Source organism: Geomicrobium sp. JCM 19037 (assembly GCF_000698105.1).
Classification (GTDB): Bacteria; Bacillota; Bacilli; order Bacillales; family Marinococcaceae; genus Geomicrobium_A.
Window position 1 is genome coordinate 37972 of record NZ_BAWZ01000007.1, and the last position, 18463, is coordinate 56434.

General features: G+C 45.5%; 20 protein-coding genes and 2 pseudogenes. 7 read left to right on the forward strand and 15 right to left on the reverse strand.

What is annotated here, in order from left to right:
• Window positions 1-128: 128 nt before the first annotated feature.
• Window positions 129-458 carry a hypothetical protein gene (locus JCM19037_RS05580; protein ID WP_042398741.1) on the forward strand — a complete coding sequence of 110 codons (330 nt, stop codon included), beginning with the start codon at window positions 129-131 and terminating at the stop codon, window positions 456-458.
• 998 nt (window positions 459-1456) lie between these two features.
• Here JCM19037_RS05580 and JCM19037_RS05590 read toward each other — a convergent pair.
• From JCM19037_RS05590 to JCM19037_RS05605, 4 genes and pseudogenes are all read right to left on the reverse strand, one after another.
• The gene (locus tag JCM19037_RS05590; RefSeq protein ID WP_042398746.1) at window positions 1457-3196 is read right to left on the reverse strand and encodes a DUF6020 family protein; all 1740 of its coding nucleotides are present in this window, start codon (window positions 3194-3196) and stop codon (window positions 1457-1459) included.
• A pseudogene (locus JCM19037_RS05595) lies at window positions 3193-4129 on the reverse strand (glycosyltransferase family 2 protein). Before JCM19037_RS05595 ends, JCM19037_RS05590 begins: the two are co-directional and overlap by 4 nt.
• Before the next feature lie 84 nt (window positions 4130-4213).
• The gene (locus JCM19037_RS05600; RefSeq protein ID WP_042398936.1) at window positions 4214-4549 is read right to left on the reverse strand and encodes an EamA family transporter; all 336 of its coding nucleotides are present in this window, start codon (window positions 4547-4549) and stop codon (window positions 4214-4216) included.
• Complete coding sequence (locus tag JCM19037_RS05605) at window positions 4536-4895, reverse strand: membrane protein (protein ID WP_042398748.1); 360 nt, start codon at window positions 4893-4895, stop codon at window positions 4536-4538. Before JCM19037_RS05605 ends, JCM19037_RS05600 begins: the two co-directional genes overlap by 14 nt.
• A gap of 168 nt (window positions 4896-5063) precedes the next feature.
• Here JCM19037_RS05605 and JCM19037_RS28260 point away from each other — a divergent pair, with 168 nt between their 5' ends.
• The 4 genes and pseudogenes from JCM19037_RS28260 (at window position 5064) to JCM19037_RS05625 (ending at window position 8524) form a co-directional block, all read left to right on the forward strand.
• Window positions 5064-5891 carry a CotH kinase family protein gene (locus JCM19037_RS28260; RefSeq protein WP_042398751.1) on the forward strand — a complete coding sequence of 276 codons (828 nt, stop codon included), beginning with the start codon at window positions 5064-5066 and terminating at the stop codon, window positions 5889-5891.
• Between the two features lie 70 nt (window positions 5892-5961).
• A pseudogene (locus JCM19037_RS28265) lies at window positions 5962-6834 on the forward strand (CotH kinase family protein); the annotation flags it as partial.
• Between the two features lie 834 nt (window positions 6835-7668).
• Window positions 7669-8277: a YncE family protein gene (locus JCM19037_RS05620; RefSeq protein ID WP_042398757.1), complete on the forward strand. Its 609-nt coding sequence runs from the start codon at window positions 7669-7671 to the stop codon at window positions 8275-8277.
• Window positions 8278-8302: 25 nt separating this feature from the next.
• Window positions 8303-8524 carry a YncE family protein gene (locus JCM19037_RS05625; protein WP_042398758.1) on the forward strand — a complete coding sequence of 74 codons (222 nt, stop codon included), beginning with the start codon at window positions 8303-8305 and terminating at the stop codon, window positions 8522-8524.
• A gap of 37 nt (window positions 8525-8561) precedes the next feature.
• Here JCM19037_RS05625 and JCM19037_RS05630 read toward each other — a convergent pair whose 3' ends face one another.
• The 6 genes from JCM19037_RS05630 to JCM19037_RS05640 all read right to left on the reverse strand — a co-directional run bounded on the left by JCM19037_RS05630 (window position 8562) and on the right by JCM19037_RS05640 (window position 12489).
• Entirely contained in the window at window positions 8562-9068 is a 507-nt protein-coding gene (locus JCM19037_RS05630) for a sigma-70 family RNA polymerase sigma factor (protein WP_193744667.1), read from the reverse strand.
• Between the two features lie 185 nt (window positions 9069-9253).
• Complete coding sequence (locus JCM19037_RS05635) at window positions 9254-9781, reverse strand: SDR family NAD(P)-dependent oxidoreductase (protein WP_238544561.1); 528 nt, start codon at window positions 9779-9781, stop codon at window positions 9254-9256.
• An 8-nt stretch (window positions 9782-9789) separates the two neighbouring features.
• Window positions 9790-9987 (reverse strand): hypothetical protein, encoded by a 198-nt coding sequence (locus tag JCM19037_RS26795; protein WP_238544562.1) that lies wholly within the window; start codon window positions 9985-9987, stop codon window positions 9790-9792.
• A gap of 663 nt (window positions 9988-10650) precedes the next feature.
• Window positions 10651-10794 (reverse strand): hypothetical protein, encoded by a 144-nt coding sequence (locus JCM19037_RS25535; protein ID WP_193744668.1) that lies wholly within the window; start codon window positions 10792-10794, stop codon window positions 10651-10653.
• Window positions 10795-11245: 451 nt separating this feature from the next.
• The gene (locus JCM19037_RS25540; RefSeq protein ID WP_193744669.1) at window positions 11246-11395 is read right to left on the reverse strand and encodes a hypothetical protein; all 150 of its coding nucleotides are present in this window, start codon (window positions 11393-11395) and stop codon (window positions 11246-11248) included.
• Window positions 11396-11397: 2 nt separating this feature from the next.
• Complete coding sequence (locus JCM19037_RS05640) at window positions 11398-12489, reverse strand: hypothetical protein (protein ID WP_042398762.1); 1092 nt, start codon at window positions 12487-12489, stop codon at window positions 11398-11400.
• A gap of 319 nt (window positions 12490-12808) precedes the next feature.
• Between JCM19037_RS05640 and JCM19037_RS05645 the strand changes: the two genes are divergently transcribed.
• Window positions 12809-13258 (forward strand): hypothetical protein, encoded by a 450-nt coding sequence (locus tag JCM19037_RS05645; protein WP_042398766.1) that lies wholly within the window; start codon window positions 12809-12811, stop codon window positions 13256-13258.
• A 60-nt stretch (window positions 13259-13318) separates the two neighbouring features.
• Here the strand turns inward: JCM19037_RS05645 and JCM19037_RS05650 are convergent, their stop codons facing one another.
• From JCM19037_RS05650 to JCM19037_RS28275, 4 genes are read right to left on the reverse strand one after another with little or no spacing between them, the layout of a single operon-like run.
• The gene (locus JCM19037_RS05650) at window positions 13319-14587 is read right to left on the reverse strand and encodes an SLC13 family permease (RefSeq protein ID WP_042398768.1); all 1269 of its coding nucleotides are present in this window, start codon (window positions 14585-14587) and stop codon (window positions 13319-13321) included.
• Between the two features lie 12 nt (window positions 14588-14599).
• Window positions 14600-15028 (reverse strand): hypothetical protein, encoded by a 429-nt coding sequence (locus tag JCM19037_RS26800; RefSeq protein WP_238544563.1) that lies wholly within the window; start codon window positions 15026-15028, stop codon window positions 14600-14602.
• The gene (locus JCM19037_RS28270; protein WP_255357860.1) at window positions 14937-15281 is read right to left on the reverse strand and encodes a lyase family protein; all 345 of its coding nucleotides are present in this window, start codon (window positions 15279-15281) and stop codon (window positions 14937-14939) included. The genes JCM19037_RS26800 and JCM19037_RS28270 overlap by 92 nt, the downstream gene beginning before the upstream one ends.
• A 47-nt stretch (window positions 15282-15328) precedes the next feature.
• A complete protein-coding gene (locus JCM19037_RS28275; RefSeq protein WP_255357857.1) occupies window positions 15329-15955 on the reverse strand; it encodes a lyase family protein in 627 nt (208 codons plus the stop codon).
• A 216-nt stretch (window positions 15956-16171) separates the two neighbouring features.
• Between JCM19037_RS28275 and JCM19037_RS05660 the strand changes: the two genes are divergently transcribed.
• Window positions 16172-17167, forward strand: a complete 996-nt coding sequence (locus JCM19037_RS05660; protein WP_081829088.1) for a LacI family DNA-binding transcriptional regulator — start codon at window positions 16172-16174, stop codon at window positions 17165-17167.
• A 542-nt stretch (window positions 17168-17709) separates the two neighbouring features.
• Here JCM19037_RS05660 and JCM19037_RS05665 read toward each other — a convergent pair.
• Window positions 17710-18408 carry a hypothetical protein gene (locus tag JCM19037_RS05665; protein ID WP_042398771.1) on the reverse strand — a complete coding sequence of 233 codons (699 nt, stop codon included), beginning with the start codon at window positions 18406-18408 and terminating at the stop codon, window positions 17710-17712.
• Between the last annotated feature and the right edge of the window lie 55 nt (window positions 18409-18463).

The following is an 18463-nucleotide window of genomic DNA, read 5'->3' on the forward strand; positions in this document are numbered from 1 at the left end:
TAGGAGCAATTGTCATAATAAGCTTCATCATATTTTTCATTATTAATAATGATGAACGTAACGAAGTAATATTTGAAGAGGTCGATATCTCTGTTTTGCAGATTCAGGAGATAAATAATGAGTTAATAGTGACAGTAAGAATTGAAAACGATTCAAAATTTACCCTTGCAGATAATCATTTTTATTTAAGTAAGAGTGAAAATGATGATATCTATTATGAAGTTTCCGATAGTGGCCACTTCTATGAAAGTACCATTACAAGTGATGCACAAGAAGAGAATTTAGAAATAATAGAGAAAGATGAAATAAAAAAAGGAACTAGCTTTGTTCACCTACACTTCACCGAAGCAGAAAGAATACACGACCAAATGATGTTAATTTTACAAAGCAACAAACAAGTAGAAGACGGTGTGAGTAGACTATTTCCTTTTAGAGTTTATGCTAAGCTAACACCTTAAATAGATACATTTACGAATTGTTAAAACTAAATTGAGTAATTAAGATAGGGGTATACTAGGTATGATTACCTGAATCACTGCAGCTTCTTTTCTTTCCGGAGGCATCTGTAAAGCGCAAAGCGAAGCTTTGACATCAGCAAAACAACATTTTAAGGCATTGTTAAAACCCACAAATAGGGTCAGTTAACAATGTCATTTTTATCGTTCTAAAAGAATAGGATGAAATCAGGTGAAGATGGCTAATAAAATGGGAAGAGAAAGTGTAAAGAAACAGGGTAATACGTTTAATCTTTAGGCGGATGATGGAGAGGGTGTCTACGAACAAGAGGATGAGCATGGTGATGATTGAACTTTTTAACCAGTTTCGTGTCAATAGGTTCAAAGTGCGCGAAAGTTTAGCAGAAGTGTGTACTAAAGGGGTTGAAATGATTAAACTAGCGCGCAGAATGGCGGTGTGCATGGTCTTGCACCATCTCTCTAGCAGAAACCCCAAATTCCTATCGGCGTGAGCGCGCCGAACCCGGACCGGTTTCGTTCGGCCCCACCGGGTCGACAGGTTGCCAGTCGTTTGGCATCAATCTGCGCGCAAGTTGGAGGGAACTGCGCGCAAGTTTTGCGAAATGTGCACTAGAATCGTCAATAAGAGCAAACTTGCGCGCAGAACGTGTAAACTAGCGCGCAGAATGAGGTGTTAGGCTGTGCACGAGCCGCGCCGCTGTGGTCGACAGGTCATAGCACTTTAGCATGGTTTTGCCTTGAAACTGTTACCTAGTTAATACCATCTATGCTCTAGTTCGTTTCAATCTTCCGTTCAACGGAAACTCATGCCCAACATGAGAACAGACTCCTCAAACTCGGGAACAAATTGAGCCTGATACCTCGCTCCAAGTTTCAACATGCAGCCTCACCGAATCTTGAGGTGCTAGGCTGTGCACGTGACGCCCCGCCACCCGCTCCCATCACAGAAAAACCCCCGCACATTGCGTGCGGGGGTTCGATCATTCGCGACGGTAGTTTCCGAGCGAGAACAGAGCAACCACGAATAGAATAAAGTAGTTTCCGAGTAGATAGCGGAAGTCTTGAGCGGGTATGGCTGCAAGCATCGTCGCCCAATTGAGCAGCACCGGGGCGCTGACAACAAGTGCAGTCATGCCGTTCTTGATTACACCTGCTGCGGTAATGAGTATGAGCAGCAGGGCGAAGAGGGCAGGGCGCCAAAGGAGCTCAAGGGTGTACTCTTCGGTATATTCGAGATAACTCATCAGCTCGGTGTGTAGACGTTCGCTGACGGGGTTCATTTCTAAGCCGTGCGGGTTGTCTAACACGTCGGATGCATAAGCGGCGGTGTACGCCCGCTCGGGCTCGTGAATTTGCCAGACGACGGATGTTTGCAACAAGTAGCCATCGACGGCGAGGCCGAAGTTCCGCGCAACGACGCCGGACCAATTCTGAATATAGAGCGGGATTTCATCAGCGAGTTGTTCACGATCGAGCTGCGGATTGAACTTAATATGATCCGATAAAAATGGATGATAAGCTTCTTGCCATTCTTCAATTGGCATCAGGCTGTCAAGGTACTCCAGCTGCTCGTCGGTGAGATCGCCGTCGTTCGTCAGAATGTAGCCGATCTGTTGGTGCGGAATGCTCAATGACTCGATCGTTTGTGCGGCGTTCACGTCCATTGCATCAAATACCGGCCCGGTGATAATCATATACGTGGCAACGGTGATGACGATTGGTGTGACGATGCGGCGCCAGTACTGGAAGTAGAACACGCCGAGCACGATGAGTGAGACGACGGCAATCGGCAGTCCGTTATTGCGGAAAAAGGCGAGCAACAACATGGTGAGCGTCAGGATGGCGACGCTTCGCCAAGACCCGAGCCACTTCCCCTTTGACATGACGATGTTCATAAAGAACACGGTAAATAGCATGAGGAACACGCTATAGAGCACGTCTTTCCAAAATGTGACCACGTAGATGCCAGCGGCGGGCAACAAAATGAAGCCGAGTGTGGCAATGATGAGTGGTACGTAAGGCAAGCCGATGCGGCGTAATGAATACATCGCATAGCCGTATACGGCAGCGAGAACGAACACTTGGAACAAGGTGACGACCGCAGGGTTGTCCCAAAACGATGTCAGAATGATCGTGAGTGTCGTATAAATCATCGGATGCCAGTTGCTAAAGTCATAATCGAGCGATTGGCGCCAATGGTGGAATGAGTCTGGCGTCATTGGACCTGGGAAGAATCCAAGCCAATAGACGAGGCCCATTACGACAACGGGAATCGCGAACCAAAGGATCACGAGGCGAGACGGCTGTTCTCGTTGCCAACCGACCCGCCAATCGGTATTTATGATCGTAAACAAAATCGTCCAGACGAGCACGATATATGTAGCGATGGCTATGAGTGCGACTGGCCACACGCCGACGCTTCCTCCCACGTCCAAGTGCGCCATTTCTCCGGCGGTGCTGAAATAGAAAAGAAACGTCATGACCGCGATCACAATGACATGTAACGGTCGGAGCGCATCGGTCAAAAACCGTCGGCCCTCATGATACAAATGATGGAAGAATAATAAGTAGAGCACAACAAACACGAAAGAAAAGATCACAACCCGTGAAGGCTGACTTTCCCACGTAGCGTACACCGGCTCAAACAACGTGAGCACAGCACGTCCGCTCACGAGGCCAAGGACGACAGCGAGCGCAACATAAATCAATAAACGCTTCATCGGCGCTCACGCCTCAAATCACTTGCAATCCGGTTCAACTCAACCTCATACTGCTTCTTCTGACTCGACGCAACCGTGTCCAAAATGAGACCGCAAATGAGCGACAGCACACTGAGCAAAATAAGACCGACCGCGAGAATTGCCGATGGCACCTTCTCCACAAATTGCGTCTGCACAAACTCAACAATGACAGGAACTCCAGCAGCTAAACCGAGCACAAGAAAAAGAACACTCCAAATCGTGAAAAAAGAAAGCGGTTTGTATTCTTTGAACAATGTGAAGATCTTACGCAACACTTTGAACCCGTCCGAATACGTGTTCAGTTTCGATTCACTGCCTTCTGGCCTGTCTTGGTAGTCAATGGGTACTTCTTTCACATTCAGGCGCTTGTCCAACGCATGAATCGTCATTTCCGTTTCAATCTCAAAGCCTGGACTCATGACCGGCATCGTTTTTACGAATAACGGATCAAACGCCCGATAACCTGTCATAATGTCTTTCACGTCGCTCTTGTATAGGAAGTTAATCGTATTCTTTACGAGATTGTTACCTAAGTCATGGAAGGCGCGTTTGTTCTCGTCGGTGTATGTACCGTTCGATAACCGGTCACCGATGACCATGTTTGCGTTACCTTGTATAACGGGTTCGATGAGCTCGTGAACGAAAGTTGCTGGGTAGGTAAGGTCGCCATCAACGACGACGTAGCAATCGGCGTCGATGTCGCGAAACATGGAGCGGAGCACGAACTTTGCCTTGGCGGGTTTCGGTTCGTACGATCGCTCCATGTGCGCGGGCTACTTCTGATGTTTTGTCTTTTGAGTTGTTGTCGTATACGTAAATCGCTGCGTCAGGCAGTTCGCTTTGGAATTCGTCAATGACGGCACCGATCGTCTGTTCTTCGTTATAGCAGGGAATTAATATGGCTACGTGCATGGTGATACACCCCGTTCTTCTGTGACTAAATGCCTCTATTAGTATATCAAAACACGTCAACAAGCACACACAATAATTTACAAATTATAGGACTAATAGCCAAGCTCCGACAAGGATGAAGATGGCACCAACAAGTTTCCTGCCGGTAATGGCTTCTTTAAGGAACAAGTAGGAGATGATGAATGTCCATAAGTATGTAATGGATGTGAGCGGGAACACGACGGTAAGGGGGAGATACTGCAGCACGTAAATGTTGAGCAGTGCCCCGAACCCGTAAAACCCAGCGCCTATACTTAAGTTCATGATAAATGTTCGGTGCAATCCGATGCCCCGGCTCGTTGCCCGTTTAAAGAAGTAAGCCCCGATGGAGCCGAGCAGTGTGAATACGAGGATAAGGCCAATCCAACTAATGATCGCCACCCCCAATGAATACCGCGCCACACACGATTAGAATTGTGCCGGCAACATTTGCGATGGACAACGTTTCTTGCAAGAAGAATACGCCAAGAAATACAGCGACGACATAGCCGATGCTAAGCAGCGGATGCAATACGGACAATGCGCCAAATCGAAAGGCAATGATCATAAGAACGGCGCCAGCGCCGTACAACATAAACCCAGCGATGAGCTCCACGTTGATTTCTGCACCGGAAAGCTTCCATAGAAATTGTCCGATCGCTGTTGAGAATGAAGCAGCGATCATGAGAACGATGCCGAGCCAATTGTTTTGTAGGGAGCGCACGATGCGCTGGGGGATTTGATTCATCTACGTTCATCTCCTCATCTACACGATATTTTACGTGATCTAGCGGGAGAAGGGAAGATGGGAATTCGACAGTTTTTTCCATTATTTATACATTTTTATATGTAAAGGGTTGCATGATTCGTGTATAATGCGAAGAGGATAATTTGTACGAAGGATGGTGAATTCACCATGAAGAAAAGAGCCATGTGGCTAACGGCTTCTTCTGTCGTTTTACTTGCGGCTTGTACCTCAGGGGGTGTGAGTGAAAGTGAGGAGTTGCCGGAGGAAGAGGAAACTATAGAAGAGGTGCCAGAAGAGACGTTTACTGGACGCACTCAGGTTGAGGAGCACATTCTTGCCCAAGATATTCAACCGCTTTATATTCATATGGGTAATGAGGACGTCGAAGAGTTGTACGAGCGTGACCCTGACGATGATGACCGCCTGCCTGCATATGTGAAACTACACCCCGAAAGCAATGACTTGCTCCAGTTGGACGAAGGTCTTCGCTTTCGAGGAAATTCCACAAGGTATGTGGAAAAGAAATCATTTAACGTCCGTTTCGAAGACGATCAACCATTCTTATTTGGGAGCAATCGCCTCAATTTGAATGCGAACTACAGCGATTCGTCGATGATGCGCGATCAGTTGTCATTTGAGCTTTTCCATGATCTTGGTCTTCCAGCACCGCGCACGGAATATTTCAACCTGTTTATTAATGATAATTATGAAGGGTTGTATACACACGTCGAGCGGATTGATAGTGATTTGCTGGAAGCGAATGGTTTAAATGGCGACGGCACGCTCATTCGTGACCGCATTCGCGAACATGAAGATCATGAGTTAAACTCGACATTTGCGTACAATTTGCACAACGTAGAAGACCACGCGACATTTTTGGAGGACGTGTTTGATTACCGTGGCGACCCGAATTGGGACGCGGTTGCGGACTTGATTACGTGGTTCATGACACCCCGGCTGGTGCAGAGTTTGCGGCGAAGTTCTACGAAGAGATGAATGCCGATCAAGTCATTGATTGGTTAGCACTTCACTTTATCGTCGGTGATATGGATGCTTCGGGGATGACTATTGGTGGTATTTGGATGATGACGATCCGAACGCCACATGGACGTTCATTCCTTGGGACAAAGACTTGACGTTCGGTTCACACTCCCGTACAGAAGTCGGTACGCTGAACAACTATTATCGCTACGATTACGGGCTGACGTCTGGTTGGGACAACGTTCTCATTGAGAAGATGCTTGAGACGCCAGAAATTGTTGAGCACTTTGAACAACGCCTGCTCGAGCTAATGGACCATTTCGACGAGGCAGACATGAATGAGCGAATTGATCGTTATGAAGCGCGCTCGGCAGCGAGTGTGAAAACGAATCCTACAGAGCCAGGAGGTTTTGTGTTACACCCTCAGAATCACTTTACAGATATCAGTGATTACGAAGCACAAATTGAGGCTGTACGTGAGTTCATTCCGTTGCGATACGAAAATATCCAGTATCAACTAGGGTTACTAGATGATACGAGTACGAGAGACGTCGTTCGCACTGTTGAAGCAGATGAGAACGGGGATATTTATTTTACGAATGCAAACGGATTCGTCATCGGAAAGATTGATGTTGAACAGGTGCACAACCCTGGAGAAATTCGCCTTTCTATCGGAGATGCGAACGAAGAGATTGACGGAGTTCAGCGCGTATACACCATTGATCTCGGTGAAGCACAACTAGATGGAGAATTATCGCTTTACTACCAGAACACAAACAATGACCTCAACTGGTACAAAAACGAAGATGCCATCGGTGACCAGTGGGACCTACAAATCAAACAGCTCGACGGCTCAGACTGGACAGCAATTGAGACGGAAAACAATCCGTACACCAATCGCGTCACCACCCCACTAAACGTCGACCAACAAGCCACATTCATCATTGAACAACCATAAATATTTGACCGCCCCTTAACGGGGCGGTCTTTGTTGTGGTGCGAGTCGTGTCGGCGGGGGGCGTGGCCGTACAACCGACGCCAACATGCGCGTTGATTTAAGCCGCCGAACACCCGGCGACTTTTCGGCCCCATCTGGGCTTGGCTCACGCCAACGGGATATGGGGTTTCTGCTAGAGGACGAGCAAGGCCGAACTTGTCGCCAATCTGCGCTCTAGTTTAGACGTTCTGCGCGCAAGTTTGGTATTTAAAAAGACTTTCGTACGTATATTAGCTAAACTTGCTCGCAGTTTATGCCAACTTGAGCGCAGAATCAAGCCAAATAATCGGCGACCTGTCGACCCCAGTGGGTGGATACAAAACCCGTCTTGGTTCGGCGCGGTCCGCACCGACTGCATATAGTTACTTGGGGCGTGGCTCAATCTGTTACCAAGTTGGGGAATTCTGTACTCAAGTTGGAGCTCAGTTTCCGTTGAATGGAAAAATGAACCAAACTCAAGCGCAGATGGTTCAACAAGGTAACAGTTATTAGGAAGAACCATGCTTAAAAGCTAGAGACCTATCGGCCCCGGTGGGCCGAAACCGAACCGGTGTTGATTCGGCGCGATTCGCGCCGACAGAATTACTTTTACTAGGGTACCTCCCCACACTACTGTCAATTGTCGACATATGCTGTATGTAGTAGAAAGGAGTGTACTTGGGTGAGTATAGAAATTACGAATAATCTTATTAACGGTCCGGGGAACGTGCCCCGCCAACGCCGCCGACCGCCCCTACATCCCCGACGAGTCCAACACCACCGGTTCCGGCAGTTTGTGGAAGGGTGTTTGTCGGTGTGGGGTCAACATTAGTAGTAATTGATGCAGCGACTGGTAGTGTAATTGATGTGATTGAGTTGGGAGATGCGTCTAGTTCTTTCTATGTAACTGTCGATCCATTCAATGAGCGAGTCTTTGTATCCACGAGTTATGGTGGGGATTTGCTTGTGTTTGATGCTCGAACACTCGCCCCAATTGCCGACATTACTCTTGGTTACCAAGTGAATGAAGCGGTATACAGCCCGGTGAATAACTTATTATATGTCGCTTCAGAAGCAGGGGGATTCATTGATATTTTGAATGGCGACACGCTTGAACAAGTGTCAAGAATTACGAATTTGAATGGACCTGTGAGATTCGTTTATGATTCACGGACAGACTTTGTATACGCCACGAACTATAATGCTAATAACATTACCGTTATTGCAGGTTTAGAAGTTGTCCAGCAAGTTGTCGTTGGTCCAAGTCCAAGCCACATTGCTTTAAACTGTAACGGGGCTGATTTATGTTTCGGTGCGAAGTGGGCTGTCTGTCGCGGTTATCGATACTGCTACAAATATTGTAGTTGCCCAAATCCCGCAACCATTCGTGCCTTTTGGAGTTGCAGCGAATCCCCTTACAAATAGATTTTACGTCGTTCAAGGAAACAGTGTGGACGTTTACGATGGTACGACAAATCAGCTTATCGATACATTATCGACGGGTATCTATCCATGGGCAATTGCTCTAACGCCAACTTTAAACCGGGGGTTTGTTACCAATCGTACGAGCCAAACCGTGTCAATGATTGATCTGACAACGGATGAAGTGCTCGCTGACATCTCGGTAGACGGAACGCCGATAAACATCGCCGCACTAGAATTTATATGTTAAAAAAGAGGATGCCCATATCCGGGCATCCTCTTTCACTTTAAAGCTCGAAAGTCAACGTTCTCAACTTCTTTAATGCACGTTTTCGCCAATCTTTTACTGCATCGACCGTAACCTTGTGTTTTTCCGCGATCATCCTTGGTGGCAGGTCATTGACGCTGTGCTCTACAACCCAAATGCTTTCTTTGTCACTTAAGTGAGCAAGGATCTGTTGTAACCATTCATCATCATTCATTTCGTCGACGTGGCCCATTTCATCGTCATGCTCTCCAAACTCAGTTGGTTGATGTCGGTTCATGTAGGTTGATTCTTTTCGTAGATGCGTCAACATTTCATGTTTTACGCAAAGTTTGGCATACGCCGGAAAAGGTCCCCGTGCTGCGTCGTGTGTTTCGTATGCTTTCCATAAACCGATATACCCGACTTGCATAAACTCCTCGTGGTTTTGGTAGATCTGAAGTCGGTGCAACGTAGCTTTAATTAGTCTGGTGTAGTGCTCATAAACAACCTCGAAAGTGAACTGTTGACGGATCGATTCGTGTGACACTGAAAAACAACCTTCCAGTGACGGATCCGCCCCGATAGATTTCTCGAGATAAGACCATTATACCTTTATATATGAACAAAGTCTCTTTATTTATGTAAAAATAAGAATAATTAGTTAGTATTTCTAGTACTTATATCTGGCATAAAAAAAGCTGACCTGTCTTCAGGTCAGCCGAGCGGGAGTGATTACGCTGAAATTCCACCATCAACGGGGATTGTAACCCTTGTAATATAATCTGCACCATCGCTAAGTAAAAACAATACGCTATTTGCGATGTCTTCCATTTTTCCGAGTCTGCCCATCGGGATGGATGCGGCAATTTCGTCTTGTGTTTCAGGATCAATATTGCGGATCATCGGTGTGTCCACACTGCCGGGTGCTACGGCATTTATGTTAATGTTGGTTGCGGCATACTCGAGCGCGGCTGACTTTGTGAAACCGATCACGCCGTGTTTTGATGCGGAGTATGAACTCATGCCCTTTGTGCCATCTAAACCCGCTCCAGAAGCCGTACTTACAATTTTGCCTCGACCGGCCTTGACCATTTCAGCAAGTACATATTTCATGCCGTACATCGAGCCGAGCAGATTGATTTCAATCGTTTTTTGGATCTGCTCAATCGGCTGTTCGGCAAGATTGGCAGTGTCACCAACAATGCCAGCGTTGTTGAAAAACAAATCGATCTTTCCATACATCTCTATTGTTTTATCCACATAATTCTTCACATCATCAGCGGACGTAACATCCGCTCGTATGAAGTGGCTGTCCCGTTGTTGTTAATAATTTCTTCAACCGTTTCTTTGCCACCGTCTTCAACAATATCTACCGCTACGACACATACACCTTGCGCGGCAACCGTTCGCCCCATACCACTCGATGCACCTGTGACAATCGCTACTTTATTCGTAAAATCGCTCATCTATATAGGAGGAACTTAACATTTTCATGATTGCACCGTTTGTTGTTGCTTTCCAATGCAGGCGGATGCTTGCACTCCAGAGCACAAGTGCAACATCGGTGGCCAAAGTACGCCCACCGTGTTTTCTTGACAATCCGTAGCATAAGGGCGACATCGATGGCGAACTCCTGCCTTCTGGCTAGAGGTCACTAAAAAAAGAGAAATTAAAAATCATATAAAAGTGTTTGCCTTGATATAAATGGTGAAAATTCCATCATAGATCAGTCTATGATGGAATTTTCACCATTTAAGAACATTTTTCGTCAGGAATCCCCACATAGAAAGGCGATATTCCCACATAGACGCTTCTATGATGGGATTCTTAACGATCGTAACACGATAAATTGTTGATATCCCCACATAGATGTAACCAATACATCGAGTTAACGAGTCACTTATGAAGAGACACGTTAACTTTTCAGCGCCCGCCCGGGCTACGGTGTGTGGAAAGAAGTCCAAATGCCCCATATATTCATATTTGTGACATTTGAGAAAGAAAAATCATGATTTAAACGTGAATGCGCACATAAACAGTGTCAACTGTCACAAATCGTGCGATTTGTGACAGTTGCGTGCCGCAAGTGCCCGGTTTGAAGGCTGGATTGTCACATACGTAATCGACTGTCACATGCTTGTGGCAGGTGGTGAGCCTTGGTCACGACTTTTTACTCTTCGGCAAACGTTTTTCGGGTTGCCCCCCAACCCTTGCAGTGACGAACAACGATTGGCAACGAGATGAATTTCAACAGACAATATGAAAGCACTCACCCGCAAAGACCCCTCTCGGTCATCCGATTCAGTGAATTTCTTTAGTTCAACTCATCTAATCATTCTTTTTATATAGTAGTTAGTGACTATCTAACCTTATTTTCAGAAAATGAAACAATCGAATCGTAAACAGGGATCAAACAGTTAGAAATATAGAGGGAGTGTGGGTTGGTTTGCCTACTTGTGGATAGATTGGGTATATAGGTGATACGGTCCGTGAGTTTATCCACAAACAACCATAGCTACTTAAGAGGTGGCGACTCCAAACCGAATGTTCCACGGCATGCGGGTTATGCATAGGGTAATCGAATGGTCATCACTGAGTACACTTGGTATAGAGGTGTGTGCAAATGTCCATTGAATAGCCATGACCTTGCGTCTCGTTAAATGACATGTTAAAACCCCCTGGTGATAATCACCAGGGGTAGGGGGGACGTTTTGTTATTTAAAATTACAATTTGCCGTCAGCTTTTGATTGGATACCGATGCTATCGAACACTGTGACATCAGCTTGTGCGTCTGTTCCGAAGTCGCCACCGGATGCGCCAACGCCAATCGTTAATACTGCAGCGAGTGAAACCGTCAAAAATAGTTTCTTCATATTTATTCAACTCCAATTGAATTTTGTTTAATGCGGAGCTCATTCGCAATTTTTAAATAGTGTAAAGAGCACTGAAACTCACCATGATCTTCTAGGATTTTGGCAATTTGTTCAGCTGCCTCTGTCGCTTCAAAGTAAAGTTCGTGATCAATCAGCTGGGTAACCCCTTCCTCAATGAGTTCGAGGTTGTAAATATCGACATAAAGTCCACGTGTAATTTTGTTCAATGCTGTAAATTCGACCATACTGTATTGTTTAGCAGCAATTTCTGCGTCCCTCAGCATTGCTAACCCCTCAGGGTCTTGAAGTCGCATGAGAATATTAGCTAGGTTGGTTTTGGTTTTGATGCCGATTAATGTCTCTGATTGATTTCCAGTATAAAGAGAGTCAAAGAGCAATTGCTTTGCACTCTCAAGTTCATTGTGGCGTTCTTTATGAAGGCCATATGCTCTCAGTAACAAAGAACGAGTATATTCGTCTAAGCTGGTATTAGCTAGACTCGCATTAAATGTTTCCTCTGCCTTATCATAAAAGTTAAGCTCCGAGTATATGGCTGATTGTAGGAAATTACACGTATGCACTCGATCAGCATGTTGTGGACTTTGGGAAAATAGCTCTTTTGCTTGATTAAAATAGGAAGTAGCGTGCATATATTGGTTAATACGATAGAATCCTTGTCCAAGCAAATAGTAGAACTCGGCTTTCTCCAAGTCACTAACATTTACAAGAGAGAGCTCAGCTTCTTGAAAATGCCGAAGTGCCAACAAATAACGTTCCTTGTAGAATTCTTGTCTACCTTCCATATAATGATACAAATATTTAAGCACGTTATCCGTATCAGTAATGGATTCGTCAACGATTGCTTTGTCTTGGCCTAACGGTCGATGGAGAATCTCTTCTGTGAGAATCTTGTGACGAAAATCGACGAGTTGATAGTACGTTTGCACCTTCTTGTCGGGAATTACATGTCTGCGCAATTCCTCCGTGTACGTTTTCTTCTGTTTTGCCTCGGCAATGTCGTGCTGAACGATGGCGTTGTACCACTCGCCAATCGCTCCGACGAGCATGTCCGTGGATGCAGCTGTTTCGGTCATCAATAACCTCCCATCTAGCAATCCTCGATCTTGCTGTGTGTCGAGTATACAAAATTGTGTCGAAGAATGCTATATTATCTGATTAATAAAAATATTATTTCCAAAAAACTGACAAGAGTCGTCGTTGTTCGTCAAATTCTTACAGTGATCTTGCAAATATGTGAAAATTTAACATATGTCGTAAAAGTTATCAATTATAGAAAACAATAGAGTCTAGGTTATCATAGCAAAAAATTCACCGCTCGTCACTTAACGTGACTCGGTCTTCTAACAAGCCGTGCGTGCATACGTTTATGAGGGATATGAAAGGAGATGACGCATGAGAAAATGGACCGCTTTCTTATTCTTCATATTAATGGCCGGGTGTTCAGGTGGCGACGATGAAGTGAAAGGCGTGGCAGAGGCATATTACGAGCGAATGCTTGCGGAAGATTACGCGGGCGTGCATGACATGATCCACGACGATTTCCTCGAATTCATCGGCTTGGAAGACAAACAAGAATTCCAAGAATACTTCTCCGGCGGGGACATGTTCGCCACAGAATTCGACGTCGTTGATGTGATTCCGATGGAAGAAACCATCTTGAGGTCCGCGTATGAAACGTCGAACTTCTCAGCCGGCGTCGCCGAGCACGAAGACATTTATTTGGCGCGAGTGGAGTTGTTGTACGAAGAAGACGTCGGACTTTATCCAGGTGTCGACGATGTGCTGCTCGTAAATGAAGACGGGGAGTGGCAAGTGTTGGTTGTGTTTAGTATGTTTAATTGAGGTACAGAAGAAGACCCTCCGTACGAACGTTATCGTGCAGAGGGTTATGAACTATAGTACTTACTGGAATGGCCAAATTAATGGAACGATCGTGACGCAAATGATGAGTTGAATAATGAGAAACGGCAACCCACACTTGATGTAATCGAGGAATGTGTATTGACCAGGTCCAAAGATCATCGTGTTCGGGGGAGTTCCGATCGGTGAAGCGTACGCGGCAGAAGCGCCTACGCAAACGGTCATGAGAATTCCTTTCGGATCAACACCCATACTAGCTGCGATAACGAGGCCAATGGGAGCCATAAGGGCGGCGGCCGCGGTATTGGACATGACTGACGTTAATAGCGCTGTAACACAAAACAATAGCGCAGTAATAAGGTAAGGCCCTGCGCCTTCACCGGCCAGTGTGAGAACAAAGTCTGCGATCATCTGCGCTGCACCTGTATCAGCCAAGGCAGTCGCCATTGGCATCATGGCTGCGACGAGAATAATTGTAGAAAAATCTAGGGATCGATACGCCTGCTTTTCCGTCATCGTTCTAGTGATGATAATGATCATCGCCCCCATAATGGAAACGATGTGAAGCGGAATGCCGATTTGTGATTCGAATACCATAAAAAGTACCGCAGCAATGAGAACGGAAACGGCGATGATTTGTTTGGTGATACTTTCATTTTTAGGTTCTTCGAGCTCTTCAGCAGTCGAATCTTCTTTCATGCTCTGATGATCGGGAATTAGCCGATATCCGATCGTCATCATGTAAATGATGCCAATAATGGTAAGGGGAATGCCGATGTAAGCGAATTCAAAAAAGCCAAACACAGGCACATTTTCATTCTCCATAACACCTTGAACCGCTAGGTTACCGTTTGTTCCAACGAGTGTAATCATCCCACCGAGTGCAGTTGCATAGGCGAGAGGCATGAGAAGCTTCGATCTAGAAAAGCCGGCAGTAGCCGCAATGGCTATGACAATCGGCATCATAACGGCGGTAGTGCTTGTGTTCGACAGGAACGCTGACAAGCCAGCACCAATAATCATAATGGCTAAAAGCAATTGTTTTTCAGTTTTTGCGAATTTTGTAATGATGTTTCCCATTCTTCTAGCGATGCCTGTTTCGAACAGTGCAGCACCAATAATGAACATACCCGTTATGAGCAACACAACGTTGTTTGTAAATCCAGCAAATATCGTGTCAGCATCAATAACACCTGTGATGTACAACAACATGGTTGCTAGAAGAGCAGTCATTGCCACTGGAATGACGCCAGTTAAGAATAGAATTGCTGCCAGCAGCAAAATGAGTAATGTAATCATTGCGGCACTCATTTACATACCTCCTTAGATTGACCGGTGCGCCCAACGTTTGTGAACACGATCTACAAATGTTTTGCTCAATCCGATGTAGCTTTTCGGGTCTAACAAGTTTCGAATTTCCTGCTCTGAAATATGTTCAGTAATGCGCGAATCTTTAACGGCAATGTCTGCGAGTGGTTGATTTTCTTCGAATGCCTTCATCGAAACATCATAAATAAGGTCATGGGCAGTGTCGCGACCGACAAATTCTCCAAGAGATAACATGAGATTCTCTGAAACGATTAAGCCTTGCAGTTGATTAAGGTTGCGCTCCATGTTGTCTGGGTACACAATCCAGCGGTTTAATACGCCGGTCATCTGTTCAATGCCACCACTCGTCAACATGCAAATCTGTGGAATATACGACCATTCCGTCGTCCAAAACGTCATGTCTCGCTCGTGTTCTTGGATCATGCATCAAACTCAAACTTGCATTTCGTTGCACGAGTCTTGTAAGCCCGACGACGTATTCACAGATCATTGGATTACGTTTGTGAGGCATGGTGCTACTCCCGACTTGCCCCATTTTGAAACCTTCTTCAATTTCCCCGATTTCTGATTTCTGTAGATTGATAATTTCATTCGCGATTTTCCCTATCGTCCCTGAAATCATCGCAATAATACTTGAGAATTCAGCAAGGCCATCTCGTTGTACATGCCAAGTAATGGTAGGTTGTTCTAAATTTAAAGATTCACAAAATGCTTGTTGAACATCTAAACATCCTCGTGGATGGAAGCAAGCGTACCTGCTGCACCGCCCAGTGAACCAACGAGATACCGTTTTTTGCCGTCTTCTAGCCGATCAAGGTGTTTCCCAATCTCATCAGCCCAAATTGCGATTTTGTAACCTAACGTAATGGGTAATGCATGCTGACCATGAGTTCTTCCTGGCATGACAGTTGATTCATGCTCTTTTGCCAGCTTTAATAGTTGGTCTAACAGGCTACGAAGTTGCTTTTCTAATAAAATTTGTGCATCTTTCATTTGCAGGACTACGGCTGTGTCCATGATGTCTTGTGTAGTCGCCCCCCAGTGAATGTATCCACTCGCTTTGCCGCCAACCATTTTCGTGAAATGACGAATTTGTACGATGAGTGGATGTGTCGTATCAACAATTCCTTCTCGGATGGCTACCTTATCAAACTTAGAAACATCCGCATTCTTTTCAATTTCGTCAGCGGCTTCCTTTGGGATAATCCCAACTTCAGCTTCAGCTTTTGCTAGAGCAATCCAAGAATTTACCCACTTTTGTAATAATTGATCGTCTGAAAAGATTTCGCGCATCTCTTCAGACACGTAGATCCCTCTTAAAAGCTCTGAATCTAGCACACTAGATGTCATTATAACTCCTCCATATCATTATAGGAAAACGATTTCCTTTAAGGTAAAAAAATAATAAATATACGGTATATATTTTCAAGAAAACGTTTTCCTTTTGTTAGTATAAAATGTAAGATAACTGTTGTTGTTTGTCAATATGTTATTTGAGAGAGATATATTTTTCCACGTGTTATAATCTTTCTACATGACATACTGCATGAAGGAAGTGGCGTTGTATTGAGTACATTAAAGGACGTAGCTAGATTGGCGGGCGTGCACCCTTCGGTCGTATCGAGAGTGCTAAACAATGATGAACGTTTGCATATTAAAGAAGAAACGAGAACGAGGATTTTCGAATCGGTGAAAAAATTGAACTATCGCCCGAACAGCGCGGCGAGAAGTTTGAAAATGAATCAATCAAACATGATTGGCATGGCGATTCCTGACTTTCGTAACCCTGTATACTCGAGCATTATACATGGTGCTGAAGATGAGGCGATGGCGAAAGGGTATCATTTGCTCGTCTATAGTATGAAGCAAAAGGCACCGTTGTCCGCATCGTTATTAAAAGAACGCATTGATGGACTGTTAATTGCGACTTCAGATTTTCACGATGATGAGATTGCTCGGGTTGCTAACACTGACAAGCCGTTTGTCCTAGTCAATCGACTTATTGAACAATCCCAACAGTACGTTGTATTAGAGGATTACCTTGGAGGGGAAATGGCGACACGGCATTTGATTGACTTGAACCATGAACACATTGCTCATATTGCTGGACCACTTAATACAGGTACGGCGCTCCAACGGTACGATGGCTACAAACAGACAATTAAAGCAGCAGGCATTTCTTTTCGATCTCACTATGTACAAGAAAGTGATTATACAATGGAGGGTGGGTACGAGGCGATGGGGAAGCTATTATCCTTAAGAACCCCACCGTCAGCAGTTTTTGCATCAAACATTATGGTTGCTATGGGAGCAATGAAAGCGATCCGTGAACACGGAATGGACGTGCCTGGCGATATTTCTGTGATCGGAATTCATGATGTGTTTTTTGCATCAGGCTTATCACCCACACTTACAACCGTAAAGATGCCGCTATACGAAATGGGAGTGGAAGCAGTCAAAGAACTAATTAAAGCGATTCAAGACAAAAATTATAAAATGGGAGGAATTACTATCCCTGGCGCAACACTCATTAAACGAGAGAGTACGAGTGAGTGCCCATGATGCCGTTAAGGCACGGGCTAACCAGCGAAATCTTGCCCGGTTTGCAGTGGACAATTCAACTCTCCTCAGCAAAGAGCATCTGTATGCCCAAGAATTCCGGCAGATGTTTTTAGTATTTTGGTTTTTTTCCCTAAGATGGAGCCACTAGGTACGGAAGTTTCAAATATCTGGTTACGTCTGCGCTTAGATCGGGCCACTAAGGGTAATGAATCCTTTTTTAATACTATATCCCCATTTCATACTTGTTGACCACTCTGCATATCAAAAGCCAACGTGATGTCGGCATGAGGCATACTGTAAACCGATCCGTTTCGTTTCGGTGCCGACGGGTAGATAGCCTCTGACATTAAATTGGTCAATCACCCAAGGTGTAAGGATCCGTCAGATTTGGAGGTAACTTCCCCAAACAATGGAATGAGTTTAGCACGGTCTCCCTTCGCCTTATTCTTGTGCAACCAAAGAGGGCTGGGTGATGCAAGCAGGGGGTATCCCAAATATTTATCCCCTCAAATGATGAACTTTCCTGCATTACCCTCGAAAAATCACCCTTTTTTCTGCGACCGCCCGCGCTGCTTAAGCGTAAGTGTCTCCGCAATGGTCCACACCCGTGCGTCCTGGCCTTTGCCGATGCGCTCGTCCAACTCTTTGAGGCGGGAGATGCGGCTATGCGCGAGCATGAGTAACAGAACGGCGATGTAAGCGTAGGTCATGTGATAGATGCTAAAGGCGATCGCCTCGCTAAAGCCAAACCGTTGCAACGTGTCTGTCGCCAAGCGATCGGTCCGGTAACTGCCGCCTAAAACGAGCACGACACCGGGCGAGAAAGCGGCGAGGTAGACGAGCCAGAATTTACTTTGGACACGCAAATAAAAGTGTTCAAACAACGAGCGTCGTCCCCAATGAATGAGCACTAAGCTGATCATATATATAGCGAGGATGCCGGTAATCACGCCTAGTTGCTCGCTGAAATTTGCGATCGCCATTAAAAGAAGTAGGGCACATACGAAGTGCATGTTGGCGACGATAAATGTTGTTCGCCAGCGAACGAGCATGACTTTGTCTGTTACCGCCCCGTAAATCCCCCAAACGGCCAAAACGCTCAATAGGCCTAACCATACGTACGTGACTGCCTCGCCTGCGAATTCAGGCACGACAACGACACCAACGACAAAAGGCAAAACCGGGGCGAGGGCGCGATAGCTTTTGTGGCTGCCTGCTGTTTTTCCGATTGGGTACGCCACCGCTTCGGATTCACGACGAGAAAAGCGACGCCTGTAACGATCATCGCGCCGGCAA